General features: G+C 59.6%; 29 protein-coding genes. 13 read left to right on the plus strand and 16 right to left on the minus strand.

Annotation, left to right across the window (positions count from 1 at the left end):
* Positions 1-312: 312 nt before the first annotated feature.
* Genes ABD806_RS07960 through ribH form a run of 4 tightly spaced genes read right to left on the minus strand, consistent with a single transcriptional unit; the run spans position 313 to position 2,694 of the window.
* Entirely contained in the window at positions 313-792 is a 480-nt protein-coding gene (locus ABD806_RS07960) for a phosphatidylglycerophosphatase A family protein (protein ID WP_344956654.1), read from the minus strand.
* Positions 789-1,757 (minus strand): thiamine-phosphate kinase, encoded by a 969-nt coding sequence (thiL, locus tag ABD806_RS07965; protein WP_344956656.1) that lies wholly within the window; start codon positions 1,755-1,757, stop codon positions 789-791. The genes ABD806_RS07960 and thiL overlap by 4 nt, the downstream gene beginning before the upstream one ends.
* A 45-nt stretch (positions 1,758-1,802) precedes the next feature.
* Positions 1,803-2,213, minus strand: a complete 411-nt coding sequence (gene nusB, locus ABD806_RS07970; RefSeq protein WP_344956658.1) for a transcription antitermination factor NusB — start codon at positions 2,211-2,213, stop codon at positions 1,803-1,805.
* Between the two features lie 13 nt (positions 2,214-2,226).
* On the minus strand, positions 2,227-2,694 hold the full coding sequence (ribH, locus tag ABD806_RS07975) for a 6,7-dimethyl-8-ribityllumazine synthase (RefSeq protein WP_344956661.1): 468 nt from the start codon (positions 2,692-2,694) through the stop codon (positions 2,227-2,229).
* A gap of 80 nt (positions 2,695-2,774) precedes the next feature.
* Here ribH and ABD806_RS07980 point away from each other — a divergent pair, with 80 nt between their 5' ends.
* On the plus strand, positions 2,775-3,308 hold the full coding sequence (locus ABD806_RS07980) for an O-acetyl-ADP-ribose deacetylase (protein ID WP_344956663.1): 534 nt from the start codon (positions 2,775-2,777) through the stop codon (positions 3,306-3,308).
* 16 nt (positions 3,309-3,324) lie between these two features.
* Here ABD806_RS07980 and rluF read toward each other — a convergent pair whose 3' ends face one another.
* Both rluF and ABD806_RS07990 read right to left on the minus strand, forming a co-directional pair.
* Positions 3,325-4,248 carry a 23S rRNA pseudouridine(2604) synthase RluF gene (rluF, locus tag ABD806_RS07985; protein WP_344956665.1) on the minus strand — a complete coding sequence of 308 codons (924 nt, stop codon included), beginning with the start codon at positions 4,246-4,248 and terminating at the stop codon, positions 3,325-3,327.
* A 274-nt stretch (positions 4,249-4,522) separates the two neighbouring features.
* The gene (locus ABD806_RS07990) at positions 4,523-5,662 is read right to left on the minus strand and encodes an EAL domain-containing protein (RefSeq protein ID WP_344956667.1); all 1,140 of its coding nucleotides are present in this window, start codon (positions 5,660-5,662) and stop codon (positions 4,523-4,525) included.
* A 631-nt stretch (positions 5,663-6,293) separates the two neighbouring features.
* Between ABD806_RS07990 and ABD806_RS07995 the strand changes: the two genes are divergently transcribed.
* The gene (locus tag ABD806_RS07995) at positions 6,294-7,196 is read left to right on the plus strand and encodes a DMT family transporter (protein WP_344956669.1); all 903 of its coding nucleotides are present in this window, start codon (positions 6,294-6,296) and stop codon (positions 7,194-7,196) included.
* Positions 7,197-7,506: 310 nt separating this feature from the next.
* Here ABD806_RS07995 and ABD806_RS08000 read toward each other — a convergent pair whose 3' ends face one another.
* The 10 genes from ABD806_RS08000 to glyA form a co-directional block, all read right to left on the minus strand.
* Positions 7,507-8,421, minus strand: coding sequence for a DUF808 domain-containing protein (locus ABD806_RS08000; protein WP_344956671.1), 915 nt, complete (start codon positions 8,419-8,421; stop codon positions 7,507-7,509).
* 17 nt (positions 8,422-8,438) lie between these two features.
* Entirely contained in the window at positions 8,439-8,786 is a 348-nt protein-coding gene (locus ABD806_RS08005; RefSeq protein WP_344956673.1) for a HopJ type III effector protein, read from the minus strand.
* Positions 8,787-8,945: 159 nt separating this feature from the next.
* Entirely contained in the window at positions 8,946-9,608 is a 663-nt protein-coding gene (locus ABD806_RS08010; protein WP_344956675.1) for an alpha/beta hydrolase, read from the minus strand.
* 13 nt (positions 9,609-9,621) lie between these two features.
* Positions 9,622-10,164, minus strand: coding sequence for a HutD/Ves family protein (locus ABD806_RS08015; RefSeq protein WP_344956677.1), 543 nt, complete (start codon positions 10,162-10,164; stop codon positions 9,622-9,624).
* A 123-nt stretch (positions 10,165-10,287) separates the two neighbouring features.
* The gene (locus ABD806_RS08020) at positions 10,288-10,599 is read right to left on the minus strand and encodes an EthD family reductase (protein WP_344956679.1); all 312 of its coding nucleotides are present in this window, start codon (positions 10,597-10,599) and stop codon (positions 10,288-10,290) included.
* A 59-nt stretch (positions 10,600-10,658) separates the two neighbouring features.
* Entirely contained in the window at positions 10,659-11,768 is a 1,110-nt protein-coding gene (gene ribBA / locus ABD806_RS08025; protein ID WP_344956681.1) for a bifunctional 3,4-dihydroxy-2-butanone-4-phosphate synthase/GTP cyclohydrolase II, read from the minus strand.
* A gap of 13 nt (positions 11,769-11,781) precedes the next feature.
* Positions 11,782-12,432, minus strand: a complete 651-nt coding sequence (locus tag ABD806_RS08030) for a riboflavin synthase (RefSeq protein WP_344956683.1) — start codon at positions 12,430-12,432, stop codon at positions 11,782-11,784.
* Positions 12,432-13,547: a bifunctional diaminohydroxyphosphoribosylaminopyrimidine deaminase/5-amino-6-(5-phosphoribosylamino)uracil reductase RibD gene (gene ribD, locus ABD806_RS08035; RefSeq protein WP_344956685.1), complete on the minus strand. Its 1,116-nt coding sequence runs from the start codon at positions 13,545-13,547 to the stop codon at positions 12,432-12,434. The genes ABD806_RS08030 and ribD overlap by 1 nt, the downstream gene beginning before the upstream one ends.
* Complete coding sequence (gene nrdR / locus ABD806_RS08040; protein WP_116473798.1) at positions 13,548-13,997, minus strand: transcriptional regulator NrdR; 450 nt, start codon at positions 13,995-13,997, stop codon at positions 13,548-13,550.
* Between the two features lie 152 nt (positions 13,998-14,149).
* Positions 14,150-15,403, minus strand: a complete 1,254-nt coding sequence (gene glyA / locus ABD806_RS08045; protein ID WP_344956689.1) for a serine hydroxymethyltransferase — start codon at positions 15,401-15,403, stop codon at positions 14,150-14,152.
* 305 nt (positions 15,404-15,708) lie between these two features.
* Between glyA and ABD806_RS08050 the strand changes: the two genes are divergently transcribed.
* From ABD806_RS08050 to panF, 11 genes are all read left to right on the plus strand, one after another.
* The gene (locus ABD806_RS08050; RefSeq protein ID WP_344956691.1) at positions 15,709-16,332 is read left to right on the plus strand and encodes a molecular chaperone TorD family protein; all 624 of its coding nucleotides are present in this window, start codon (positions 15,709-15,711) and stop codon (positions 16,330-16,332) included.
* Complete coding sequence (locus tag ABD806_RS08055; RefSeq protein ID WP_344956693.1) at positions 16,333-16,695, plus strand: DUF2956 family protein; 363 nt, start codon at positions 16,333-16,335, stop codon at positions 16,693-16,695.
* Between the two features lie 22 nt (positions 16,696-16,717).
* Positions 16,718-17,689 carry an amidoligase family protein gene (locus ABD806_RS08060; RefSeq protein ID WP_344956695.1) on the plus strand — a complete coding sequence of 324 codons (972 nt, stop codon included), beginning with the start codon at positions 16,718-16,720 and terminating at the stop codon, positions 17,687-17,689.
* On the plus strand, positions 17,677-18,366 hold the full coding sequence (locus ABD806_RS08065; protein WP_344956697.1) for a gamma-glutamyl-gamma-aminobutyrate hydrolase family protein: 690 nt from the start codon (positions 17,677-17,679) through the stop codon (positions 18,364-18,366). The genes ABD806_RS08060 and ABD806_RS08065 overlap by 13 nt, the downstream gene beginning before the upstream one ends.
* Positions 18,359-18,790 (plus strand): YqaA family protein, encoded by a 432-nt coding sequence (locus ABD806_RS08070; RefSeq protein WP_344956699.1) that lies wholly within the window; start codon positions 18,359-18,361, stop codon positions 18,788-18,790. The genes ABD806_RS08065 and ABD806_RS08070 overlap by 8 nt, the downstream gene beginning before the upstream one ends.
* Positions 18,791-19,034: 244 nt before the next feature.
* Entirely contained in the window at positions 19,035-20,984 is a 1,950-nt protein-coding gene (acs, locus tag ABD806_RS08075) for an acetate--CoA ligase (RefSeq protein WP_344956701.1), read from the plus strand.
* Positions 20,985-21,348: 364 nt separating this feature from the next.
* Positions 21,349-21,798, plus strand: a complete 450-nt coding sequence (gene aroQ / locus ABD806_RS08080) for a type II 3-dehydroquinate dehydratase (RefSeq protein WP_344956703.1) — start codon at positions 21,349-21,351, stop codon at positions 21,796-21,798.
* Between the two features lie 34 nt (positions 21,799-21,832).
* Positions 21,833-22,294 (plus strand): acetyl-CoA carboxylase biotin carboxyl carrier protein, encoded by a 462-nt coding sequence (accB, locus tag ABD806_RS08085; RefSeq protein ID WP_344956706.1) that lies wholly within the window; start codon positions 21,833-21,835, stop codon positions 22,292-22,294.
* Positions 22,295-22,303: 9 nt separating this feature from the next.
* Positions 22,304-23,644, plus strand: coding sequence for an acetyl-CoA carboxylase biotin carboxylase subunit (gene accC, locus ABD806_RS08090; RefSeq protein WP_344956708.1), 1,341 nt, complete (start codon positions 22,304-22,306; stop codon positions 23,642-23,644).
* Between the two features lie 301 nt (positions 23,645-23,945).
* Complete coding sequence (locus ABD806_RS08095) at positions 23,946-24,188, plus strand: DUF997 family protein (protein WP_344956710.1); 243 nt, start codon at positions 23,946-23,948, stop codon at positions 24,186-24,188.
* Entirely contained in the window at positions 24,178-25,632 is a 1,455-nt protein-coding gene (gene panF / locus ABD806_RS08100) for a sodium/pantothenate symporter (RefSeq protein ID WP_344956712.1), read from the plus strand. Before ABD806_RS08095 ends, panF begins: the two co-directional genes overlap by 11 nt.
* The last annotated feature ends 224 nt before the right edge of the window (positions 25,633-25,856 follow it).

Below are 25,856 nucleotides of genomic sequence, written 5' to 3' on the forward strand. Positions count from 1 at the left end.
CCCGAAGGAGAAAATAACAAAAAAGTAACATTTGAAAGTATTCTAGACTAAGCAGCCCCCCGAACGGAACAGCAGATATATGGAGCCACGTCACATTCCCAGTAATAAATTTCAATATATATTATTAATGCAGAGTTTATGACCAAATTATCGCCATTAAAATCATGCTCGGGGGCTTCGGGGCATCGGCTCGGCAACGGCCTGCCGATTAACATATTGTTAAATAAAGGGATCGGAAACGCGACAGGCACCCCCTCTGCCGCTGGCAGAAGGGATGCCTGAAGGTCAAGTAAAGGAGGAGGCCCTGGCTGGCTACCGGAACAGGGCCAATCCCTGCAGACAAAGCCAGGCAAAGATCCCGGCAATCACATCGTCGAGCATGATGCCGAAGCCGCCATGGATGCGGCGGTCGAACCAGCGGATCGGCCAGGGCTTGACGATGTCGAACAAGCGGAACAGCACGAAACCGGCCAGGACCCACTGCCAGCCGGCAGGGGCCGCCGTCATGGTGATGCCGAAGCCGATGATCTCATCCCACACAATGGCACCGTGATCGTGCCGGCCTATCGCCTTGGTGGCCGCATTGCAAATCCAGATACCGGCAATAAACCCCACCACCAGCAGGGCCAGATACCAGCCCAGCGGCAACCCCTGTATCAACCAGTACAGGGGCACGGCGGCGAGCGTGCCCATGGTGCCCGGCATCACCGGGCTCAGCCCCGCGCCGAAGCCCAGGGCCAGCAGGTGCAGGGGATTGCTGAGCCTGAGCGGGGCCAGCTCCGGCTTTCTCATGAGGCCCCCCGAAAGTGGTCCCAGCCGTGTAGCGGCATGCTGTAAGGCTTGCCGTTATTGAGCAACTCCAGCCCGGGCTCACCGAAACCGATGCGGCCGATCTGGGTAAACTTGACGCCGCAGTGAGACAAGGCGGTTTCCAGTTGTCCCCGGTGCACGCCCGGCACGGTAAAGCACAGCTCGTAATCATCGCCGCCATTGAGTGCCAGCTGCCAGGCCTGCTCCTGAGTCACAGAGGCGGTCATGGCTTCGCTAAGCGGCAGGCTTTCCAGATCCAGCTGGGCCCGCACCCCGGAAGCCGCCAGGATATGATTCAAGTCGCCCGCCAGGCCATCGGAAATATCCAGGGCACTGGAGGCAATATCGCGCAGCGCCTGGCCCACCAGGATACGCGGATGGGGATGTTCCAGCTTGTTGCGGACAAATTCCCGGTAAGGCTCGGGCACGCTGAGTTCACCCAACGCCTGCTTCAGCCCCAGGGCCGCGTCACCCAGGGTTCCGGTGACATAGATGCCGTCACCGACCTTGGCACCGCTGCGCCTGAGTCCCTTGCCTTCGGGCAGGGTACCCTTGACCGAAACGGTGATCGACAGGGGTCCGCGGGTCATGTCCCCACCGACCAGGGCGACGTTGTAATATTCCGCCAGCTCAAAAAAGCCGGCGCAAAAGCCCTTGATCCAGGCTTCATCGACCCTGGGCAGGGTCAGTGCCAGCGATACCCAACGCGGATCCGCGCCCATCGCCGCCAGATCCGACAGGTTGACCGCCAGCGCCTTATGGCCCAGGGCGACCGGGTCCATATCGGCGAAAAAATGCACCCCGCTGACCAGGGTATCCGTGCTCACCGCCAACAGGGTCTGGGGCGGGACTTGCAACAGGGCACAATCGTCCCCCGGGCCCATCACCACATCCTTGCGGCCGCTGTCGGTAGTAAAATATTGTTTTATTATGTCGAATTCATTCATAAAAAATGAAGCCAGCAACAGCTGGCTTTTTCCCGATTTATTTTGTTATTTTTTTAACTGCCGGACTACCTTGTCGAGCACGCCATTGACAAATTTATGGCTCTCTTCGGCAGCGAATGACTTGGCCAACTCTATGGCCTCATTGATAACCACCCGGTAAGGCACGTCTTGACGCCGGGTCAGCTCGTAGGTGGCCAACCGCAGCACCGCCTTGTCCACCACGTCCAGCTCGGCCAGCGGACGGGATAAATAAGGTGAAAACACCCCATCCAGTTCGACTGAATGTACCGATACCCCAAACAGCAGATCACGGAAATAATCCAGATCCACGCCCTTGGTGTCCTGCTCCAGCATAAACTGCTGGGCAATATCGGCCACGTTATCCTTGGTCATTTGCCATTGGTAGATGGCCTGGGTGGCAAGACGGCGGGCTTTACGACGTTCAGACGGTTTCAATGCAGTACTCCTCTTAGTCCAGCTCGTGCAGGACGTTAATCATTTCAAGCGCACTCAGGGCCGCCTCGGCGCCCTTATTACCCGCCTTGGTACCAGCGCGCTCTATGGCTTGTTCAATATTTTCGGTGGTCAATACCCCGAAGGCGATGGGCATTTCGTGCTCCATCATCACCGCGGCCAGGCCTTTGCTGTTTTCGTTAGCCACCAGATCAAAATGATAGGTGCCGCCCCGGATCACACAGCCCAGGGCAATGATGGCGTCATAGTTGCCGGTTTTGGCCAGCTTCTTACAGACCAGGGGGATTTCTACGGCGCCGGGCACCCGGATCAGGGTGATGTTATCATCGGCTACCTGGCCCTGACGCTTGAGCACATCCAGCGCTCCCTGCACCAGACTATCATTAATAAAACTGTTAAAACGGGCGACCACGATCGCCACTTTGGCCTTGGGCGCGGCGATTTGCCCTTCGATTACCTTCATGGGAATCCTTATCCGGATAGAAAAGTGGGCACATTCTAGCACAACCTGAGATTGGCAAAAGCCCAAGACTGGGAGGGAACATGACAAACACCCGAAAGCCGCTGGAACTCCAGATTATCGAAGCAGACATCACCCACCTGCAGCTCGATGCCATCGTCAATGCCGCCAATCACAGCCTGCTGGGTGGCGGCGGCGTGGATGGCGCCATTCACCGGGCCGCCGGCCCGGAGTTGCTGGCCCATTGCAAAACCCTGGGCGGTTGCGCCACCGGCCAGGCCAAGCTCACCCCGGGGTTCCGCCTGCCGGCCCGCTTCATCATCCATACCGTGGGTCCGGTCTGGCACGGTGGTCATCAACAGGAGCCGGAGTTGCTCGCCTCCTGCTACCGGCAGAGCCTGCAACTGGCCGAACAGCAGGGGCTGCACAGCATCGCCTTCCCCGCCATCAGCTGCGGCGTCTATGGTTACCCGCTGGAACAGGCGGCACGTATCGCCGTGACCACCATTCATGCATTCAGCCGGCAGGCGCACAGCCTGCGGCAGGTTTACCTGGTGGCCTTCGACGACAGGATGCGCACCCTGCTGGAAAAGACCCTGTCGGAACATGCTCGCTGAACGAAGCTCCGCACAGTCAGCGTGATTTGCCGGCGGGTGCCTTTGACCGGTACGCCCCGCCCCTGCCCGCTTGTTGCTGTTTTTTGCGTCCCTGACCGGCTCCCGTGCGGCCACCGGGGGCTGGGGTCCGCGGACCTGCCCCGGCGTACTCCGTTTTATGCCGGGGGCGCGGCGTTTTCCTGGCCGCCCTGGGTACATCCAGCACCGAGGCCTCCTCGGTTTTACTGGACCCCTGCAGCATGCCGTTGATGATGGCCAGCTCTTCGGGGCTGACTTCCCGCCACTGGCCCGCCCTCAATCCCCCCAGGCTGATGTTCATGATCCGGATACGCTTGAGGCTGGTAACATTAAAGCCCAGATACTCCGCCATCCGCCGGATCTGGCGATTCAATCCCTGGGTCAAAATGATATTGAAGCTGTTTGAACTAATTTTTTTAACCTTGCAGGGCTTGGTCACGGTATCCAAGATCGGTACGCCCGCCGACATTTTTCTTATAAAATCATCGGTAACGGGTTTATCGACCGAGACCACATATTCCTTTTCATGGGCATTGCCGGCCCGCAGTATCTTATTGACGATATCGCCGTCATTGGTCAGCAAGATCAGCCCCGATGAGGGCTTGTCCAGCCGACCGATGGGAAAAATCCGCGCCTTATAGTTCACCGCATCGACGATATTGCCGGGAATAGCCTGATCCGTGGTGCAGGTAATACCTACCGGCTTGTTGTAGACCAGATACACGGCTTTGGGCTTGGCACGCAGAGGCTTGCCGTTTACCTTGATTTGGTCGGTATCCGATACCTTGACGCCCATACCGGCCACCTGGCCATTGACCATTACGCAGCCCTGTTCGATTAAACGGTCAGCTTCACGGCGTGAACAGATGCCGGTTTCGCTGATGAACTTGTTTAAGCGGGTGCCGCCGTTATCGCTCGTCATAACGCCAAGGTACTCCTGTCTGTGTCCCATCGGCCACCATGGGCCGGCTCTGTCGCGGGTAACGTGCATCCTCGCCGGCACGGCGGCCGGCAAGGTGAAAGAGGGGGAAGTCTAAATGCGCACAGGCACGCTCGCAAGCGCAATAGGGTATCAGGAGCAGGAACAAAGGCCGAGTCAAGGGCGACCGGCTACGCCGCCGAACGGAAGGTTGCGCCCATACCCAAGACAGCATACCGGCACGGACAGCGGCTCAATGATGCACACCTGGCTCCTTTTAACCGTGCATAAACCGCTGTTCGATGTCCCCCGGCGACATCGGCCGGCCAAACAGGTACCCCTGCCCGACCTCACAACCCAACCCCTTAAGCTGTTCCAGCTGTTGCTGCCGCTCTATGCCTTCCGCTACGACCCTTATGCCCAGGGATTTCCCGAGCCCAACGATGGCCTCGACAATGGCACAAGCATGGTCGTCTTCCGGCATGCGGCCGACAAACATGCGATCCACCTTGATTTCGGAAAAGGGGATCTGATACAGCTGGGTAAATGAGGCATGCCCGGTACCAAAATCATCCAGTGACAACTCCACGCCCATGGCACGTAAACGGGTGATGGCGTCCTGCGCCGGCATCAGGTTGTGCAGCCCGGCCGTCTCGGTCAATTCCAGGATCAGCTTGTTGGGAGCTATGCCATGGCTAGCCAGCAACCATTGAACAATCTCGCTGACGTCGGGCTTGGCGAGCAGCACCGCCGACATATTGATAGCCATGGTCAGCTCCATACCCCGAGCCTGCCAGCAGGCGAGTTGTGCCAGGGCCATGTCCATCACCTTCCAGGTAATGGGATCTATATGGCCACTTTTTTCAGCCATGCTGATGAAATGATCCGGGGTGATGATTCCCTGCTCGGGATCTTTCCAGCGCAACAACGCCTCAACCGAGACCAGGCCGCCATCGCGTAAATCAATTTTGGGCTGATACATCAGGAAAAACTGGTCGTTTTCCAAGGCATGAGTCAGGGAGTCATCATCGACCGGGTGAGCAACCCGATCGAACTGGGTAACCAGCGCCACCAGCTCCTCAACCGTCTGCGACTTGGGCAGAAAACCCACCATATTCAAATTGCAGGCCCGTCCCACATTAATCACACTATTGGCGGTGCGGGTGTCACAGGAGCTCATGATCAAAATCGGTGCCTTGACCGAAACCCGGGACAGATACTGCAATACATCAATCCCACCCTGAGCTCCAAGATGGAGGTCCAGAATAACCAAATCAACCTGAGTGGTAGCAAAGGCCGCCATGGCCGAATGCAGCTCCGTAAAGTGGGCAACCTGATGACCTTTCTTCTTCAGTAATACCTTGGTTAGATTCCCAACTTTAATATCATCATCAATAACCAGAATATTTAACGACATAGTAAAACCAATTTAATTATTTTTATTTGAAGGCATTATCGGGTGCCAATACGAAGGCCACGGCATACGATGCCCATATGTATATATGATGTCTGCGGTGAATTCGGCACTCTACATGGGATTCCAATTGTTTTTTAGCCAGACTTGCCCTGCCGAAGAAACAACTGAAATCATCATAACCTGTTCCAACCCGGCCAACACCTCGTTTCGTGCTCATGGCTGGCTTTTTAGCGCACCTTGATTTTCTGCTCACTTAGCCGACTGATTTTAACAGCGCGACATTTCGACTCCCGGTCGCAGGCCGATTAGCAGCTCTGTGTACCCTGACCGGACAATGCTCCTGCCGTTCCGGCCTTGCCGTCATTCCTGACGGCCAATGGTACGGCAGAACCCACTATAATGCATGGCGTGATTGCGGCCGGATCTGTAGCACAATCAGAAACCGCTGTTTAAAAGTTTACCGTCGAAACAGGTAGCCGGCATAGATGTTGAGTGTAAAAGACCGGCTAAATAACATAGAGTAGTAAACGATTGTACTGCCATGGCCAATTGGGCGCGGACCGCTGATAAGTAAATCGACAAACCGGCCCGCCTTATCCATTTTCTGTCTCTTTAATTCCGGGGTCCACCTATGCTGCCAGAACGGCGCGGTGATCTGTTCATTTTATCCGCAACCCTGCTGGCATCCGCCGGCTGGCTGTTTTCCAAAGAAGCGATCCAGGGCCTGCCCCCCGCCGGCTTCGTCGGCTGGCGCTTCGTGCTGGCCGCCCTGCTGCTACTGCCGTTTTGCTACCGGCAGTTACTTGCCATCCCCAGGACAAACCTGCTCAAGGCCGCCGCAGTCGGGCTGGTGATGGCCCTGAACCTGATCTTCTGGATCCAGGCGGTCTCGCACAGCAAAGGAATAGGTGAAGGCGCCTTTATCATGAGCTTGTCGATGCTGATGGTCCCGCCCCTCGCCTGGCTGTTGTTCAAGGAGCGGCCGACCCGCCAGTTCTGGCTGGCCCTGCCCATCGCCGTCACCGGTCTGTTGCTACTGACCATGGGCTCGGGACTCAGTTTATCCGCGGGTCAGCTGTTGTTTTTACTGGCCTCCCTGACCATGGCCCTGTATTTCAACCTCAACAGCCGCTTTGCCCGACGCATCCCGCCCATGGCACTCACCTGCATTCAACTGGCGGTGACCGGAGTGATGAACCTGCTTTACTCCGTCCTGTTGGAAAGCTGGCCCGACCAGGTGCCCCCCCATATCTGGGGCTGGTTTGCCGCCAGCGTGCTGCTCGCCACCTCGTTGCGCTTTGTCTGTCAGAGCATGGGCCAAAAGCACAGCAATGTGGCGAATGCAGCCATCATCATGATGCTGGAGCCGGTGTGGACTGTCTTGATCAGCGTGTTCTGGTATCAGGAGCCGATGCCGATGCAAAAAATTATCGGCTGCCTGCTGATCCTGCTCGCCCTGCTCAGTTACCGCAGCCGCAACCTGTTGGCCTGGTACCGTAACCGCCGGGCACTGAGCATCAATAAACGGGGTTAGGGAATGGGGAAGTTGTGGGCCAGAACTTGTTCTGACAATGGCTTGTCAGCTTGAAACCTAACCCACGGCAAGCTGTAAGCGGGTCCACGGGAAGTAATGCCGATCAGTTAACGGAGTTGGTTGGCTTTCAAGCCAACCTTCTGCGCCAGGGTCGAAAAATGCTCCTGCGTTTTCGACATTTCCGCCATCCATGGCGGTCAAATGGTGCAGCAGAGCCCCAAGGACGGGTTTACGGCGTGTCGGCAGGAAGCTAATTAATCCCGTTTTACTCTTAACTGACAAGTATTAGTACGCGGGAATGGGATATTTATTACCCCCTGAACCGCAGCTTCAGCCGGCCTGTCCCCTTCACCAACAGCAGCACCAGGGCACCGGCCAGCATGCCGCCGATACCGTTCAGCAGGGGGGACGCCAGCCAAGCCAGGACACCGCCTACCAGCGGTATACTCTGGACATGCTGCGCCCATTGATGGATCAGCGTCTCGGCACCCGGGATGCCATGCAGCAGGATGCCGCCCCCGACCAGAAACATGGCCGCAGTGCCCACCACGGACAGGCCTTTCATCAGGTACGGACAGGCCGAGAGCATGGCCAGCCCCAGGCCGCGTACCATGCCCGTCTTCCGGCTCAGATACAACCCCGCATCATCCAGCTTGACGATAGCCGCCACCAGGCCGTAAACCCCTATGGTCATCAGCAGCCCGATGCCGGCCAGCACCGCCAGTTGCTGGCCGAAGCCCCCCCCGGCCACCGTCCCCAGGGTAATCACTATGATCTCGGCCGACAGGATAAAATCGGTTCGGATAGCGCCTTTGATCTTATCCTGCTCAAACACCACCATATCGACCGACTCGTCTATCTCGGCCAGCCTGGTGTGGTCGGCCTCATGCCGTCCGAAGGAATGCACCAACTTTTCCACCCCCTCGAAGCAGAGGAAGGTGCCGCCCAGCATCAGCAGGGGGATGATGGCCCAGGGGGCCAAGGCGCTGATCAGCAGGGCCGCCGGCACCAGGATCAGCTTGTTACGCAACGAGCCTTTGGCCACCGCCCAGACGACGGGCAGCTCACGCTCGGCCCGCACCCCGGACACCTGCTGGGCATTGAGCGCCAGATCGTCGCCCAGCACCCCGGCGCTCTTCTTGGCCGCAACCTTGGTCATCAGCGACACGTCGTCCAGTATGGTGGCGATATCATCGAGCAGGGTTAACAGGCTGGTACCGGCCATGACGGATATCCTTCCGCTTATGCTTTGGAAGTCAATGGCTGACCGGCAAATGCAACGCCCGGCCAGCCGGTTTTGATAAAGTTGCGAATATTCTGATGATCGCTGCCGGCGGGATGTTGCAGCACATCGTGCCGATAGAAGGCGCCGAAGCAGGCCAGGGTTTGTTGCTCGCTCAGGCCCTGCTGCCGTGCAAAGGCCAGCAGCTTGCAAGAACCGTTATTCTGCCCGGCTTCATTGCTGACATCGCCATTGGTAAAGGCGGTGGGGGTAAAATCATAAAGGGTATCGATCACCGCCATGACCTCGCTGAATTCGATGGTGTCGGGGCTGTTTTGCAACTTTTCCTGCAGGCTGTTCAGGCTCATATTATTTCCTTGGTAGTATTACTCGAATATTGAATCGCTGATGTTAATGTTGCTAAAGCTTGGGCAGCGCTCGGGAGCCGTTGGCAGATCCTCTGCGCCAAGGATGGGTCGATGGCGCATCGGCGTTAGGGCCCGGCATTTGCAACAGATAAACGCGCCTTACAACCGCAGGCAATGCCCTAAGAATCGGGAGATATCGGCAATTTCGTCGGCGCAGACGCTGTGCTCCATCGGGTAGGTATGGTATTCGGGCACAAAACCCAGCTGCTGTAATTGTTGGCAGGCCTGCTCACCCAATATCTCCGGCACCACGCCGTCCTGGACACCATGCAGGATCTGAATGGGCAGGTACTTGTTGGCCTGGTCGCACACCAGGCTGTCGGCGGTGGCCAGATAGGTGGACATGGCAATCAGGCCGGCCAATGGCTTGTCATAGCCCAGGGCCGCCTCGTAGGCGACGGCGCCGCCCTGAGAGAAGCCGGCCAGTACAATGCGCCGGCTATCGATGCCACGGGCAAGCTCCCGCTCGATCAATGCCCGTACCGCCGCGGCCGAGGCCCGTAGCTGTACTTGGTCCACTTCCCGCTCCAGGCTCATCGCCAGGATATCGTACCAGGCGGGCATCACATGGCCACCGTTGACGGTCACCGGGATACGGGGGGCATGGGGGAAGATAAAGCGTACCGCGCTGCCCTCGGGCAGCCGCAGTTCGGGGACGATAGGGACGAAATCATGGCCGTCGGCGCCCAGGCCATGCAGCCAGATCACGCTGGCATCCGGGTTGGGACCGCTTTCACGTTCTACGCAGGGTAAATGGCTCATCTGCTGCTCCTGATCATTGGTGGGTAAACACCCGTATTTCAACCACTATGGCCGGTTCGGAGGCCGTAAACTCATAGCGTTCGCCCGGCTCCAACAGGATCAGCCGGGGCTCGGTGCCATGCAGGTACAGAAAAACCCGGGCCTCGGCCTCGAAGCGGCAGGCCTGATGCACGTTCAACCGGTGTACATCCACCTCTGTCCGGCCCCAATCCCGGTTGGTCATCACATTAAAATCCAGGCATTCTGCCGACAGCAAGTCGCATTGAATGGCCTGCTCCCCGGTAAAAAACACCGGCTCGAACGGCCTGTCCAGCGACACAGCATCATTATCGGCGAAATTCAGCCTGAAGCCGCCGCCCTCGACCAGCATAAGCACCCGATCGATGCCCGGATAAAAGGAAAAGGGGCCGCTTTGTCCCACCTTCGCCATGGAGATCCTGAAATCAAACGCATCACCGCCCTCCGCCCCGGCAAGGCGGTAAAGCTCCCGGGTTACCCCGCCGCCATTTTTCCAGGGCATATCGATAAAGTCGCCCGGTCCCAATATTCTTGCCATACAGGATTTCCTTGCTTGATGAACAATCACAACAAAGGCGGCTAAAAGGCCGCCCATGGGTTTATTTACTGTTCAGACCATCAGGACCGACAGGGCCCGGATAACGGTACAGCTGCTGCGGAATTACAGGATGATCCGGCTGAACTGTATCTTTGGCTTGATATCGGTAAAATTGGCGACATCCGCCATGATCTCGGCGCCATGGGGGGCGATGGCATTCTGAAAAGCCTCGACCGACTCAAACAACTGGTGGCACATCACCAGGTAGGGCGCGCTGGCTCCCGGCCTGCCGCCGCCGATGCCCTGCTCTACCGTCACCTGTTTCAATACCTCTCCCAGCCGCGCCCGCAGCAAGGGAATATGATGGTCACGGTAGTAATCCATATCAAACCGGCAACCTTCGCTATTGGTATACAGTACACTTACCCTGATCACTGCCTGGCTACTCCTTGTTACCCTTTATGTCTCAAGCCGGGGTAAGCCGGCTTACCCCTTTACTCGGTAATGTAATCCACCACTTCCAGGCCAAAACCGGCCAAGGCGTGGTAGCGCTTGGGCGAGCTGAGCAGCCTCATCTTGCCCACCCCCACCGCCTGCAGTATCTGTGAGCCCACGCCCACCCGGCGAGAAGTCCCCTGCCATTTGGCGCCCTCGGGCCGTTCGCCCTTGTCGACCGCTTCAAACATGCGCACCATCGACAACAGATGATCCGGGGTTTCCTCTTTACCCAGGATCACCAGCACTCCGCCCTCGTTGGCGATGCGCTCCATCGACCTGGCGAGCGGCCAGGTGCGGGCCGTGGTCCGGTCTGACAGCAGCACATCGGTAAACACATCATGGATATGCACCCGTACCAGGGTCGGTTCATCGGCCTTCACCTCGCCTTTTTTCAGGGCGAAATGGATTTGATTGTCGATGGTATCGCGGAAAGTCACCAGCTCGAACTCACCGTATTCGGTGGGCAGCGTGCAACGTGCCACCTGCTCTATGGTGGTTTCATTCTGGTTGCGGTATTCGATCAGATCGGCGATGGTCCCCAGCTTGATGCCGTGTTGTTCGGCAAACTTCTCCAGGTCCGGGCGACGGGCCATGGTACCGTCTTCATTGAGAATTTCGACGATCACGGAAGCGGGTTCAACCCCGGCCAGCCGCGCCAGATCGCAACCGGCTTCGGTATGGCCGGCGCGGGTCAAGACACCGCCGTTCTGGGCCTTGAGCGGGAACACATGACCGGGCTGCACCAGATCGGACGGCTTGGCATTGGCTGCCACGGCGGCCTGCACGGTACGGGCGCGGTCGGCGGCGGAAATACCCGTGGTCACGCCTTCGGCGGCTTCGATCGATACGGTAAAGGCGGTGGAGAACTGCTCGGTGTTCCGGCTGACCATCTGGGGAATATCCAGCTGACGGCAGCGGGCTTCGGTCAGAGTCAGGCAGATCAGCCCCCGGCCGTATTTGGCCATGAAGTTGATATCTTCCGGACGCACATGCTGGGCGGCCATGATCAGATCGCCTTCATTTTCCCGGTCTTCGTCATCCATCAGGATAACCATCTTGCCCTGCCGGATATCCTCGATAATCTCCTGGGTACTGCTTAACGCCATCTTGTTCTCCCGTTTATTTCATAAAGCCGCTGGCAGCCAGGGTCGCCAGGGTCAGCCCGCCGCTCTGTTCCGGATTACCGGCGAGCAGACGCTCCAGATAGCGGGCAATAAGATCAACTTCCAGGTTGACGCTGCGGCCCACCTGCCATTCCATGAGTGTGGTTCCCGCTAAGGTATGGGGCACCAGGGTCAATTTAAAGGCCGAGCCCGAAACTTCGTTGACCGTCAGGCTGATGCCATCGACGGTAATGGAGCCTTTTTCGGCGATGTAGCGGGCCAGATCAACGGGGGCGTGCACCCACAACTCCAGGGTGCGCCCCAGCTGGGTACGCTTGCTGACCCGCCCCACCCCGTCCACATGGCCGGACACCAGATGTCCCCCCAGGCGGGTAGTCGGCAGCAGGGCCTTTTCCAGATTCACCGCCTGGCCGAGTCGATAGTCAGCAAAACCGGTGCGGCTGAGGGTCTCGCCGGACACATCGGCGCAATAATAGTCCTGACCCAGCTCGGTCACCGTCAGACAGACGCCGTTGGTGGCGATGGAGTCTCCCAGCTTGACGTCGGACAGATCCAGCTGCGGACAATGTATGTTGACCACCGACTCGCCGCCCTTGCGGCTGACGGCGGCCAGGGTGCCGGTGGCTTCGATTATGCCGGTAAACATCAGTTTTTCACCTTAGCGGTTATTTTTATATCCGGGCCCAGCCGGCGGCAGTCGGAAAGCTGCAGCTCGGGCACCTGGGCCATGGCGTCAAAGCAAGGCAGCTCAAACAGCCCCCTGGCCTGGCTGCCCATCAATTTCGGCGCCTGATAGAGGATCAGCTCGTCCACCAGCCCCTGGGTCAGCAGCGCGCCGCCCAGGCGGGCGCCGGCCTCCACCCACAGGTAGTTGAGCTGCCGTCGGCCGAGCTCGTCGAGCAAGGCGCCCAGCGCCACCTTGCCGTCGGCGGACAGCGGTAGCACGCATTCCTCCACCCATTTGGGCAGACCGCCGCTGACTCCCCCCCTCACCAGCAAGATAGGCTCGGGGATGCTGAACAGCGCCAGATCCGGGGTCAGCCGGTTCTGGCCGTCGATGATCACCCGCAGCGGCTGGCGCAGCCGGTCTTGTGGGTAATCGCCGCGCAGCGAGGCGGGCAACTCAGTCCAGCGCACATTGAGCGAGGCATTGTCGGCCAGCACCGTATCGGCGCCGGACAAGACGGCGCAGCTCAAGGCCCTGTGCTTGTGCACGTCGCGCCGGGCATCCGGACCGGTAATCCATTTGCTCTGGCCATTGGCCAGGGCGGTGCGGCCATCCAGGCTCGACGCCAGCTTGACCGTGACATGGGGACGGCCGGTTCGCATCCGGTGAATAAAGCCGGTATTGAGCCGCGCGGCCTCGGCGGCCATCAGGCCGTGCTCGGCCTCTATGCCGGCCTCACGCAACATCGCCAGGCCACGGCCGGCCACCTGCGGATTGGGATCCACCATGGCCGCCACCACCCGGGCCACCCCGGCGTCGATCAGCCCCTGGGCACAGGGCGGGGTGCGGCCATGATGGGAGCAAGGCTCCAGGGTGACATAGGCGGTGGCGCCCAAGGCGCGGCTGCCGGCCTGGCACAGGGCAAAAACTTCGGCGTGCGGCCCACCGGCCTGCCGATGATAGCCCTCGCCGACCAGCTCGGTGCCCTGAACCAGCACAGCGCCCACGGCCGGGTTGGGGGAAGTGGTAAAGCGGCCCAGGCGGGCCAGCTCCAGGGCCCGAGCCATCCAGCGGGCATCTTGTTCGGTGAACACTTATTGCTCCAGTCGGGCTATTTCTTCGCCGAATTGGCGCAGATCTTCAAAACAACGGTATACGGAGGCGAAACGAATATAGGCGACTTTGTCGAGCTGCTTGAGCTCTTCCATCACTAGGTTGCCGATAAGCTCCGAAGGAACCTCCCGCTCACCGGTGGCGCGCAGCTGGGACTCAATACGGCTGATCGCCTGCTCGATGGCCTCGGTGCTCACCGGGCGCTTTTCCAGGGCGCGCAGCATGCCGCCCTCGAGCTTGTCTTCGTTGAAGGGTTCACGCACGCCCGTGGTCTTAATCACCCTGGGCATCACCAGTTCGGCGGTCTCAAAGGTGGTGAAACGCTCCTTGCAGGCATTGCATTCCCGCCGCCGGCGTACCTGCAGGCCGTCGCCCACCAGGCGGGAGTCGATTACCTTGGTATCGCTCGCGTTACAGAAGGGGCAATGCATGGTGCCTCCATAGGGAAAAATCGAAACCCGGTCTCATTAACTGGCGGTAAGCTTGCCATAGCCGAGGCCGGGCGCCAAGCCTCGCGGGCCCTATCAATAAAAATGCCGGCCACGAGGCCGGCATTGACAGCGATTACCGCTTAGCGTCGATATCAGGCATAAACCGGCTTACGGCGACAGATTTCCAGCACCTGCTCCTTCACCCGGGCGATGGTGGCTTCATCGTTGATGTCGTCGAGCACATCGCAGATCCAGCCGGCCAGTGCACGTACATCGGCCTCGTCAAAGCCGCGACGGGTCACCGCCGGGGTGCCGATACGGATACCGGAGGTCACGAAGGGCGAGCGCGGATCGTTGGGCACCGCATTCTTGTTGACGGTAATGAAGGCGCGGCCCAGGGCGGCGTCGGCTTCTTTACCGGTAATGTCCTTGTCGATCAGATCCAGCAGGAACAGGTGGTTGTGGGTACCGCCGGAAACCACCTTGTAGCCGCGCTGCTGGAAGGCGTCGGCCATGGCCTTGGCGTTTTTGACGACCCGTCCCTGGTATTCCTTGAATTCGGGCTCCAAGGCTTCCTTGAAGGCCACGGCCTTGGCGGCGATGATGTGCATCAGGGGGCCGCCCTGACCGCCGGGGAAGACCGCCGAGTTCAGTTTCTTTTCCAGCTCTTCATCGTTGGCACCGGAAATGATCAGACCGCCACGGGGACCGGCCAGGGTCTTGTGGGTGGTACTGGTGACCACGTGGGCATGGGGAACCGGGTTCGGATAATGACCGGCGGCAATCAGACCGGCAACGTGAGCCATGTCCACCATGAACCAGGCGCCTACCTTGTCGGCGATTTCGCGCATGCGGGCCCAGTCGACGATACCGGAGAAAGCGGAGAAACCACCGATGATCATCTTCGGCTTGTGCTCAACCGCCAGACGCTCCATTTCTTCGTAGTCGATCACGCCGGCGTCATTGATGCCGTAGGGGATGATGTTGTACATCTTGCCGGAGAAGTTGGCAGGAGAACCATGAGTCAGGTGACCACCATGAGCCAGGTTCATGCCCATCACGGTATCGCCTGGCTTGACCAGGGCCATGAACACGGCGGCATTGGCCTGAGAACCGGAATGGGGCTGCACGTTGGCATAGGTGGCGCCGAACAGCTGCTTGGCACGCTCGATGGCCAGCTCTTCAACGATATCGACGTATTCACAGCCACCGTAGAAACGCTTGGCCGGATAGCCTTCGGCATATTTGTTGGTGAGCTGGGAACCCTGGGCCTGCATCACGCGCGGGCTGGTGTAGTTCTCAGAGGCGATCAACTCGATGTGCTCTTCCTGACGACGAGTCTCATCGCTGATGGCCTGCCACAGTTGTGGATCATAATCGCCGATATTCATCTCACGCTTTAACATCCGTTTCTCCTGACTTATGGGGTTGTCACTGAAAATGAGAGTGTACCCCCAGAAGGCGTTCCGGCCTAGTCCCAGATCGAGGCTTCTCAACATTTTTTCACCTTTTTGTTGAAAACTTCACAAAAAGTTTAAATGTGCACATAATCTGTTCACTCGCACGTCTAACCCGGCCGTGTGCTTTACCTTGCTGCCGCATATGAATATGGTGGCCAAACTCGCTAGAATGAGGGCATTGACTGCCGCCTGCGAGTATTGGCTCCACGAAAGACCGTCGGGCCAGGCCCCACCCAGATGCCGAGGAGAATATGCAAGACTTCATGGTTACCTCCCACCGCCGCGCTGAACTGTATTACTGGTTTACCGCCCTGTTTGCCGCGCCCCTGGCAGAAGATGAGATCCAGGAGTTTGACGGTCACGATATGCATGCTTTTTTAACAAGCCTGGCCACCCTGGATCCGATGAAAGAGGCAGCCGAAGCCTTCCGTATCCAGGCCGGCCGGGTGTTACAACGGCCGCAGCCCCATGCCAGCCTGAGCCGCCAATACCAGCAGCTGTTCGCCGGAACCCCTTCGCTGCTGGACAGCTCCCGCCTGGCCCAAGCCGACGATGAGGCGCTGATCCTGATGTCGGTGCTGTTGAAACAACACGGCACCCGGCTGCCGGATGACGACCCCCTGAATCTATGTAACCAGCTGGAAATGATGGCAACCCTGGCGCTGGCTTCCTGCGAAACCGGTCAGGAAAGTGCCCGTCTGGCACTGCTGGATAGCCAGCGGGAGCTGGCCAACCAACTGCTGCTCGACTGGTTGCCGGTATTCGTCGAGGCCTGTCATCAGCGGGACGGCGGCGGCTTTTACAGTGCCGCCGCCGACCTGCTGCAGGCCATGTTCAGCATGGATCTGCATTATCTGAATAATGTGGCGGAATAGATGCGATACGCTAAACACAAACGATCCGAAGCGTCTCCCGAGACCCAGGAGGAAGCCGGGCGCATCGCCCGCGCGACCCAGAAACCCGGGCAAAGCAAGGAACAAACCCGACTGATTGCCCAAGGCATCCAAAAAGGCATTGAAGAATACAAGAAACAGCAAAAAGCCAGGGCCCGTGCCGCCGACAAGGCCAGGAAACAGCAGGCCAGGGACAATCAGGACGCGAGTCTGTCCGAGTCGTTTGCCCCCGAAGAAGTGCCCGAGGATACCGACTCTCCCTACCGTGCTTGGCTCCCCTGGCTGTTACTGCTGTTGAGCTGGCTGGGATTCGGACTGTATTTCTGGCTGAGCAAAACGCCCTAAATCCTATGGAAGGAGCCTGATCATGCCGCTGTGGTTGCCCGAGATCCTGCACACCCGTGACGGCCGGGTACGTCGGATAGGGGTTGAGCTGGAGCTGACTGGGCTGAGCCTGGCCCAGTTGGCCCGGGCGATTGCCGATACCCTGGGGGGGCAGATCAGGCCGATCTCGGCCTATGAAATTGAAATCGTCGACGGTCCCTTCGGTACCTTCAGGACGGAATTGGACTTTGACTATCTGAAACGCCTGGCCCGGGCCCAGGCCGAGCAGCAACCGGGTGAACTGGAACAGGCCGCGACCGACATCTTGGGCGAGCTGGCCCATCAGCTGGCTCCCCTGGAGGTGATCAGCCCGCCGCTGCCGGTGAATGAACTCGAACAGCTCGACCGGCTGTTTACCCGGCTACGGCAAATGGGCGCCAAGGGTACCCGCCACGCCCTGCATTATGCCTTTGGCCTGCACCTCAACCCGGAGCTGCCCGATCTATCGGCAGAGACCCTGCTGTGCTATTTCAAGGCCTACCTGTGCCTGCACGACTGGCTGGACAGCCGGGAGGCCTTTGCCCCCGCCCGTAAGATTTCGCCTTTTATCCGCGCCTTCGGCAAGGACTATTGCCGTCAGGTCCTGGCTCTGGGCTACTGGCCCGACCTGGCCCGTTTCACCGACGACTACCTAGCCGACAACGCCAGCCGTAACCGGGCCATGGATCTGTTGCCGATACTGGCCTGGCATGATGAGCACAAGGTGCGCCGGGCGGTGCGGGACGACAAGGTCAGTCAGCGTCCCACCCTGCACTACCGGCTGCCCAACTCGGATATCGACAACCCGGACTGGAGCCTGCAACACGCCTGGGACGGCTGGCTGCAGGTCGAATCCCTGGCCAACGACAGCGCCCGACTGGACCAGGTGTGCCGCCATTATCTCGCCCACCTCGATAACCTGACACCGGACTTTATCGCCCCCTGGAAAACCAAGGTCGTCCAATGGCTCCGCTGATTGGGGTCACCGGCCCCGACAGCCGGCTGCCGCTGGCCTGGTGGGCGAGCCGCTGCGCCATCAGGCTGGCCGGCGGGCGCGCCCTGCATCTGACCCCCAATACCTTCCAGCAACATAAAAGAGACCAGTTGCAGGCCCTGATCATCGGCGGCGGCGACGACATCGACCCCAGCCTGTACGGCGCCGATACCGGCAGGGCGCCCAGTGATCCGGTACGCGACGCCTTTGAAATCGACTTGCTTGAGCATGCCCTGCACACCCGGCTGCCGGTGCTCGGCATCTGCCGGGGGGCCCAACTGCTCAATGTGGTGCTGGGAGGCTCCCTGCACCCGGATATACGCCCGCTGCGCCGGCACACCTCCAACCGGCGCACGCCACTGGCGCGCAAGACCGCCGTCGGCTGCCGGCAGGGTCACCTGCAGGCCATAGTGCAACAACCCAGGTGGCGCATCAACAGCCTGCATCATCAGGCCATCGATCGCCTGGGCGAGGGACTGGCGGTAGCCGCCCGGGATCTGGACGGCTTTGTGCAGGCGGTCGAATCCACTGGCGACCACTATCTGCTGGGCGTGCAGTGGCACCCCGAGTACCTGCCCTACCTGGCCCACCAGCGCCGCCTGTTCCGGCAGCTGGTCCGGCTCGCCGACCAGTCAGTACCGGAGCCACTGGATGTTTGATTTTATTATCGTCTTCGCCAGCAGCCTGCTGGCCGCCACCATAGCGCCCTTCTATTCCGAGGTGGTGCTGGCCGCGGTGCTCACCCGCCAGCCCGACGCGGCCGTATTGTTGTGGGTCCTGGCCAGCACCGGCAATACCCTGGGCTCGGTGGTCAACTGGTGGCTGGGCAAATACCTGCTCCATTACCAGCACAGACGCTGGTTTCCGGTCAAACCGGATCAGCTGGCCCGGGCCCAGCACTGGTTTCAGCGCCTGGGCATCTGGTCCCTGTTGTTCGCCTGGGCGCCGGTGGGCGGCGATGCACTCACCTTTATCGCCGGCATCATGAAGGTGCGGCTGCCGCTGTTCGTGGCGCTGGTATTTATCGGCAAGGGGCTGCGTTACCTGATAGTGATTTATTTTGCCGAGCAGTTGCTGCTGTAAGGTGGACGACGGTCGACAATCGGGCCGCTGACGCATCTCCCACCGGATCCGGTGCGGCCGATGAGTCATTTTCTGGCCAGTCGATGCGCCGGGCTGGTCAACTTGGCGAAATTCATCAACATGGGCGCAACAACTGCTTGTATAGTATTGCCAGCATGTTGCTTTTTAGCCGAAAGTCTAATTGAGTGAAACGACCTTCTGGGTCACCTTGTTAACCAATGGTTACACACCAAGGAGCGGAATAATGAGTGAAGTTAAGGTCCATCCGGTAAAAACACACATTGCCAAGGATGCGTTGCTGGATGATGCCGGCTATCAGGCCCTTTATCAGCAATCCATCGACACCCCCGAGGCATTCTGGGGCGAGCAGGGCAAAATCATCGACTGGATCAAACCCTACACCAAGGTGAAGAATACTTCCTTCGAGCCGGGCCATATCAGCATCAAATGGTATGAAGATGGCACCCTCAACCTGTCTGCCAACTGTATCGATCGCCACCTGGCCACCAAGGCCGACGAGGTCGCCATCATCTGGGAAGGGGACAGCCCCGACGACGACAAAAAGGTGACCTTCCGCGAGCTGCATGAGCAGGTCTGCCGCTTTGCCAATGTGCTCAAGGCCCAGGGCGTACAAAAGGGTGACGTGGTCAGCATCTATATGCCGATGGTGGTCGAGGCCGCCGTCGCCATGCTCGCCTGTACCCGTATCGGCGCCGTACACTCGGTGGTGTTCGGCGGTTTCTCCCCCGACGCCCTGGCCAGCCGCATTGTCGACTCCAATGCCAAGGTGGTGATCACCGCCGATGAAGGCCTGCGGGGCGGCCGCGCCGTAGCGCTCAAGGACAATGTGGATCTGGCACTGGCCAATCCCAAGGTCAGCTCCATTGAAAAGGTCATCGTCTATCGCCGAACCGGTGGCAAGATCAACTGGCAAGAAGGCCGGGATCTCTGGTGGCATGAGGCTACCGCCCAGGCCAGCACCGACTGTCCGCCGGTAGAGATGAACGCCGAGGACCCGCTGTTTATCCTCTATACCTCCGGCTCCACCGGTACTCCCAAGGGGGTACTGCACAGCACCGGCGGCTACCTGGTCTATGCGGCCATGACCTTCAAGTATGTGTTCGACTACCATGACGGCGATATCTACTGGTGTACCGCCGACGTCGGCTGGATCACCGGCCACAGCTACCTGCTCTACGGCCCGCTGGCCAACGGCGCCACCACCCTGTTGTTTGAAGGCGTGCCCAACTATCCCCATACCAACCGTATGAGCAAAATAGTCGACAAGCACCAGGTCAATATCCTGTACACGGCCCCGACCGCGATCCGCGCCTTTATGGCCAAGGGCGATGAGGCGGTGGTCGACACCAGTCGGGCCAGCCTGCGGGTGCTCGGCTCGGTGGGCGAGCCCATCAACCCGGAAGCCTGGGAGTGGTATTACCGGGTGATCGGCGACGAGCGTTGCCCCATCGTCGACACCTGGTGGCAGACCGAAACCGGCGGCATCCTGATCACCCCCCTGCCCGGCGCTACCGACCTCAAACCGGGTTCGGCCACCCGCCCCTTCTTCGGCGTGCAACCGGCCCTGGTCGACGGTGAAGGCAATCAGCTGCCGGGCGCCACCGACGGCAACCTGGTGCTCCTCGACTCCTGGCCGGGTCAGATGCGCACCGTCTACGGCGATCATGAGCGTTTCGAACAGACTTACTTCTCCACCTTCCCCGGCACCTATTTCACCGGTGACGGCGCCCGTCGTGACGAAGACGGCTATTTCTGGATCACCGGCCGGGTGGATGACGTGCTCAACGTCTCCGGACACCGCATGGGGACCGCCGAAATCGAATCGGCTTTGGTGGCCCATCCCAAGATAGCCGAAGCCGCCGTGGTCGGCGTGCCCCACGAAATCAAGGGCCAGGGCATCTATGCCTATGTCACCCTCAACGCCGGCGAAGTGCCTTCCGCCGAGCTGCATAAAGAAGTGAAAGACTGGGTGCGCAAGGAAATCGGCCCCATCGCCACCCCGGATATCATCCACTGGGCCGAAGGCCTGCCCAAAACCCGTTCCGGCAAGATAATGCGTCGCATACTGCGCAAGATCGCCACCGGCGAAACGGATTCCCTGGGGGATACCTCAACCCTGGCCGATCCGGGTGTGGTCGAGCGCCTGATAGAAGAGCGCAGCCGCCACGCCTGACCATAAGGCCAACTTTCACGCCGCCAATGTTTGGCGGCGTTTTTTTATTAACAACCCCGAAAATTCGCTACACTCGCCGACAAGCAACACGATTTTCCTTACCTGAGATCCCTTCCGCATCCAGTCCAGAGCCGGATTTTTGTAACATAGGGACAGATTCTGACCGGACAACCGCCGCAAACCCGGCTATATCCCGTATCCCCCAGTCATTAGACCAGTAATTTGCTGCCAATTTTCACGAAGTCACTATAATTGGGCCCGTTGCGTCTGGCCTTCGGATTTTATTTGCCAAAAGGGGGCAAAACCGGCTAGGCTCTGCGCACTACTTGTTTTACTCAACAAGATCGACGAGGATTGCCGCATTATGACCGATAAATACCGCATTCTGTTGCTCAACGGCCCCAACCTCAACCTACTGGGGCTGCGTGAGCCGGGCATTTATGGTCAGGACAGCCTCGAGGACATCGTCGACCGCCTGGGGCTGCAGGCCGCGGCGCGGGGTATCGACTTGAGCCATCTGCAGTCCAACGCGGAACATCTGTTGATAGACGCCATCCACCAGGCCATGGGAGTGCAGGACTTTATTATCATCAATCCTGCCGCCTTTACCCATACCAGCGTGGCCATTCGCGATGCACTGTTGGGGGTCAAGATCCCCTTTATCGAGGTGCACCTGTCGAATGTGCATGCCCGCGAACCCTTTCGCCATCATTCCTACCTGTCCGACAAGGCGGTGGGGGTGATCTGCGGCCTGGGTGCCGATGGTTACGATTTTGCCCTTGAGGCGGCGGCCCGTTTCCTGGATCGCCGTTAATTCAGCACAGCACTCACACAAAAAGAGAACGCCCATGGATATTCGTAAAATCAAGAAACTGATCGAACTGGTAGAAGAATCCGGCATCGCCGAGCTGGAGATTTCCGAAGGTGAAGAGTCCGTTCGCATCAGCCGCTATGGCGCCGCTCCGACCATGGCCATGCCCCATTACCAGATGCAGGCCGCCCCTGTACCTGCCAACCCGGGCCCAGCCCCGGTAGCCGCCGCGGCTCCGGTAGCCGAAGCCGCGCCCGAAGTCAGCGGTCATGTGATGCGCTCTCCCATGGTGGGCACCTTCTACCGTGCGCCCAGCCCGGGTGCCAAGAACTTTGCCGAAGTTGGCCAGAGCGTGAAAGCCGGCGATACCCTGTGCATCGTTGAAGCCATGAAGATGATGAACCAGATCGAAGCCGACAAGTCCGGCGTGATCAAGGCCATTGTTGCCGAAAACGGCATGCCCGTTGAGTTCGACGAGCCTCTGTTCATCATAGAGTAAGGATGCCTCATGCTGGATAAAGTAGTCATCGCCAACCGCGGTGAAATCGCACTTAGGATCCTGCGCGCCTGTAAGGAGCTGGGGATCAAGACAGTGGCGGTTCATTCCACCGCAGACCGTGAACTCAAGCATGTGCTGCTGGCCGACGAATCCATCTGTATCGGTGGTAATCAGGCCAGCCAGTCATACCTGAATGTTCCTTCGATCATCGCCGCCGCCGAAGTCACCGACGCCATCGCCATCCATCCCGGCTATGGCTTCCTGGCGGAAAACGCCGACTTTGCCGACCAGGTGGAAAAGTCCGGTTTTATCTTTATCGGTCCCCGCGGCGATACCATCCGCCTGATGGGCGACAAGGTATCGGCCATCGAGGCCATGAAGAAAGCCGGCGTACCCTGTGTGCCCGGCTCCGACGGCCCCATCGGTGGTGACGCCAAGCGCAACGCCACCATCGCCAAGCGTATCGGTTACCCGGTGATCATCAAGGCCGCCGGTGGCGGCGGCGGCCGCGGCATGCGGGTGGTCCGCGCCGAAAGCGAACTGGAAAATGCTATCGCCATGACCAAGGCCGAGGCCGGTGCCGCCTTCGGCAACGACATGGTGTACATGGAGAAATTCCTGGAAAATCCGCGCCATATCGAGGTTCAGGTGCTGGCCGACGGCCAGGGCAACGCCATCCACCTGGCCGAGCGGGACTGCTCCATGCAGCGTCGCCATCAGAAGGTGGTGGAAGAAGCGCCGGCGCCGGGTATTACCGCCGAAATGCGCAAATTTATCGGTGATCGCTGCTGCCGCGCCTGTGTGGACATCGGCTACCGGGGCGCCGGTACCTTTGAATTCCTCTACGAAAACGGCGAGTTCTACTTTATCGAGATGAACACCCGTATCCAGGTGGAGCATCCGGTCACCGAAATGATCACCGGGGTGGATCTGATCAAGGAGCAATTGCGTGTCGCCGCCGGCCAGCCGTTGTCCATCACCCAGGATCAGGTGGTGGTCCGTGGTCATGCCATCGAGTGCCGCATCAACGCCGAGGATCCCCAGACCTTCGTGCCGAGTCCGGGCGAGATCAAGCGCTTCCACTCACCGGGTGGCCTGGGTGTGCGCTGGGATTCCCATATTTATGCCGGCTACAAGGTCCCCCCCTATTACGACTCCATGATCGGCAAGCTGATCTGCTACGGTGAAAACCGTGATATCGCCATCGCGCGCATGAAGCATGCCCTCAACGAGTTGGTGATCGACGGCATCAAGACCAACATCCCGCTGCATAAAGAAATCATGAGTGATGAAAACTTCCGCAACGGCGGAACCAACATTCATTACCTTGAGAAAAAGCTGGGCCTGTAATCACCCCAGAGTAACGGCGCCAAAAGGCGCCGTTTTTATTAAGCGCCGATTTACATATCGTAAATGTCGGTAAAGGGTCTAGCTCCACCGGCTCGCTGTTAATACATCCATGTACGCTCAGCCGCGCCATCCCTGGCGCGGCTGAGCTAATCCCTCTCGCCGACAACAGGCTTTCCGATCGTCGGTTAGCCTCCTATATACAGGTTCAGCTTTCCCTTCAAGACGCCGTTTGATTTCCCCGCCGCTATCCCGAAATTTCCGCTGTTTTGCTATGCTTCGCCCCCTTATCAAGGGGAGTCATATGACCGATATCTTTACCATCGCCCGTTGCGAAGCCCGGCTGAGCGTGGCCCTGGCCTGTTTATATTTGCTCTGCTGGTCCGTCAGCGCCTACCTGATCCCCGCCGACGCCCGCTGGGCCGGCTGGCCGTTATGGTTTCTGCTGAGCTGTGTGTTTAATCCCATCGCCTTTATCCTGCTGTGCGCGCTGATGATATGGCGATACTTTACCCCAGTGGCATTAGGAGCACAGGATGAATCTTGAGCTGTTGATCCCGCTGGTGGTCTATCTGTGCGCCATGCTGGGACTGGGCTTCTGGCTGAGCCGGGCCCCGGTCAGCGGCAGCTTCGTGCAGGATTATTTCCTCGGCAACCGCACCATGGGCGGCTTTGTGCTGGCGATGACCATGGTCGCCACCTATGCCTCGGCCTCGTCCTTTATCGGCGGCCCGGGGGCGGCCTATCGCATGGGTCTGGGCTGGGTGCTGCTGGCGATGATCCAGGTTCCCACCGTCTGGCTGACCCTGGGAGTGCTGGGCAAACAGTTCGCCCATATCGCCCGCAAGGTCGAGGCGCTGACCATCAACGATATGCTGTTTGCCCGCTACCAGAGCCCGCTGGTGGTGCTCCTGGCGGCCCTCGGGCTGCTGGCGGCCTTCGTCGCGACCATGGTGGTGCAGTTTATCGGTGGCGCCCGGTTGCTGGAGACGGTAACCGGCCTGCCCTATGAGGGCGGACTCATCCTGTTTGCGCTGACCGTGCTGCTGTATACCCTAGTAGGCGGTTTCAGGGCCGTGGTGGTCACCGACGCGGTACAAGGGGTGCTGATGTTGCTGGGCACCCTGGTACTGCTGGCCGGGGTGCTGCACGCCGGCGGCGGCGCACCTGCCATGTTTGCACAACTGGCCGCCATCGACCCCGGCCTCGTGCAGCCCCGGGGGCCGGGTGGCTTTCTCGGCATGTCCTTTATGCTGTCGTTCTGGGTACTGGTGTGTTTCGGGGTGATCGGCCTGCCACATTCGGCGGTGCGCTGTCTGGCCTATAAAGACAGCAAAGCCATGCACAGGGGGATCATCATCGGCACCCTGGTCGGCGCCCTGTTGATGTTCGGCATGCACTTCGCCGGCGCCCTCGGCCGGGCGCTGCTGCCGGACCTGGATGTCCCCGATAAGGTGATGCCCACCCTGATGCTGGCGGTGCTGCCGCCGATCGTCGCCGGCCTGTTCCTGGCCGGCCCCATGGCGGCGATCATGTCGACCATCGACTCCCAGCTGATCCAGGCCTCCGCCACCCTGGTCAAGGATCTGTACCTCAACTACCTGAGTCGCACCCCGCCTTCCCCCACCGCCATCAGGCGGGCCAGCCGGCTGGTGACCCTGGCGCTGGGCCTGATCGTGCTGTGGGCGGCGCTCAGCCCGCCGGAGATGATCATCTGGCTGAACCTGCTGGCATTCGGCGCCCTGCAGGCGATCTTTTTCTGGCCGCTGGTGCTCGGCCTGTACTGGTGGCGGGGCAACAGCACGGGGGCGCTGGCGTCCATGCTCACCGGCGCCGTCTGCTATGGCCTGCTGACCACCTTCGGCATCAAGCTGCTGGGACTGCACGCCATAGTGCCAAGCCTGCTGCTGTCGGGTCTGGCCTATGTGGTCGGCTCGCTCTCGACGCCAGCGCCAACCGCCTCGGTACGAGCCCTGTTCGGCCGCCCTTGATAGAGAGGTTGCAGGGATTGCCTCAGCCGACCGTCACATGACAGGGACGTCATGTGCTGAGCGTGACATGGACGTACTTTAAGCGTGTCGGGGAGGCAACCCTGCTGCCTCTTTATACAACAAGCCGACTCGTGCCAAGATACGGACTTACGGCTTACCGCTTTGTGTTCCGCTCCCCGCCAGCAGGACAGCACGCACGACCAATGTTAGAATCCCCGTTTTAC

The sequence above is a fragment of the Zobellella aerophila genome, assembly GCF_039539325.1.
GTDB classification, from domain to species: domain Bacteria; phylum Pseudomonadota; class Gammaproteobacteria; order Enterobacterales; family Aeromonadaceae; genus Oceanimonas; species Oceanimonas aerophila.

Bases quoted from the DNA above. Each gene is read 5' to 3' on its own strand.
- acs (WP_344956701.1), top strand. From the start codon at position 19,035: ATGAGTGAAGTTAAGGTCCATCCGGTAAAAACACACATTGCCAAGGAT.
- ABD806_RS07995 (WP_344956669.1), top strand. From the start codon at position 6,294: ATGCTGCCAGAACGGCGCGGTGATCTGTTCATTTTATCCGCAACCCTG.
- ABD806_RS08010 (WP_344956675.1), bottom strand. From the start codon at position 9,608: ATGAGCCATTTACCCTGCGTAGAACGTGAAAGCGGTCCCAACCCGGAT.
- aroQ (WP_344956703.1), top strand. From the start codon at position 21,349: ATGACCGATAAATACCGCATTCTGTTGCTCAACGGCCCCAACCTCAAC.
- ABD806_RS07990 (WP_344956667.1), bottom strand. From the start codon at position 5,662: ATGTCGTTAAATATTCTGGTTATTGATGATGATATTAAAGTTGGGAAT.
- ABD806_RS08060 (WP_344956695.1), top strand. From the start codon at position 16,718: ATGCCGCTGTGGTTGCCCGAGATCCTGCACACCCGTGACGGCCGGGTA.
- ABD806_RS08030 (WP_344956683.1), bottom strand. From the start codon at position 12,432: ATGTTTACCGGCATAATCGAAGCCACCGGCACCCTGGCCGCCGTCAGC.
- nrdR (WP_116473798.1), bottom strand. From the start codon at position 13,997: ATGCATTGCCCCTTCTGTAACGCGAGCGATACCAAGGTAATCGACTCC.
- ABD806_RS08000 (WP_344956671.1), bottom strand. From the start codon at position 8,421: ATGGCCGGTACCAGCCTGTTAACCCTGCTCGATGATATCGCCACCATA.
- ABD806_RS08095 (WP_344956710.1), top strand. From the start codon at position 23,946: ATGACCGATATCTTTACCATCGCCCGTTGCGAAGCCCGGCTGAGCGTG.
- ABD806_RS08055 (WP_344956693.1), top strand. From the start codon at position 16,333: ATGCGATACGCTAAACACAAACGATCCGAAGCGTCTCCCGAGACCCAG.
- glyA (WP_344956689.1), bottom strand. From the start codon at position 15,403: ATGTTAAAGCGTGAGATGAATATCGGCGATTATGATCCACAACTGTGG.
- thiL (WP_344956656.1), bottom strand. From the start codon at position 1,757: ATGAATGAATTCGACATAATAAAACAATATTTTACTACCGACAGCGGC.
- ABD806_RS08015 (WP_344956677.1), bottom strand. From the start codon at position 10,164: ATGGCAAGAATATTGGGACCGGGCGACTTTATCGATATGCCCTGGAAA.
- ABD806_RS08050 (WP_344956691.1), top strand. From the start codon at position 15,709: ATGCAAGACTTCATGGTTACCTCCCACCGCCGCGCTGAACTGTATTAC.
- accC (WP_344956708.1), top strand. From the start codon at position 22,304: ATGCTGGATAAAGTAGTCATCGCCAACCGCGGTGAAATCGCACTTAGG.
- rluF (WP_344956665.1), bottom strand. From the start codon at position 4,248: ATGACGAGCGATAACGGCGGCACCCGCTTAAACAAGTTCATCAGCGAA.
- ABD806_RS07960 (WP_344956654.1), bottom strand. From the start codon at position 792: ATGAGAAAGCCGGAGCTGGCCCCGCTCAGGCTCAGCAATCCCCTGCAC.
- ABD806_RS08070 (WP_344956699.1), top strand. From the start codon at position 18,359: ATGTTTGATTTTATTATCGTCTTCGCCAGCAGCCTGCTGGCCGCCACC.
- panF (WP_344956712.1), top strand. From the start codon at position 24,178: ATGAATCTTGAGCTGTTGATCCCGCTGGTGGTCTATCTGTGCGCCATG.
- ribBA (WP_344956681.1), bottom strand. From the start codon at position 11,768: ATGGCGTTAAGCAGTACCCAGGAGATTATCGAGGATATCCGGCAGGGC.
- ABD806_RS08065 (WP_344956697.1), top strand. From the start codon at position 17,677: ATGGCTCCGCTGATTGGGGTCACCGGCCCCGACAGCCGGCTGCCGCTG.
- ribH (WP_344956661.1), bottom strand. From the start codon at position 2,694: ATGAAGGTAATCGAAGGGCAAATCGCCGCGCCCAAGGCCAAAGTGGCG.
- ABD806_RS07980 (WP_344956663.1), top strand. From the start codon at position 2,775: ATGACAAACACCCGAAAGCCGCTGGAACTCCAGATTATCGAAGCAGAC.
- accB (WP_344956706.1), top strand. From the start codon at position 21,833: ATGGATATTCGTAAAATCAAGAAACTGATCGAACTGGTAGAAGAATCC.
- ABD806_RS08005 (WP_344956673.1), bottom strand. From the start codon at position 8,786: ATGAGCCTGAACAGCCTGCAGGAAAAGTTGCAAAACAGCCCCGACACC.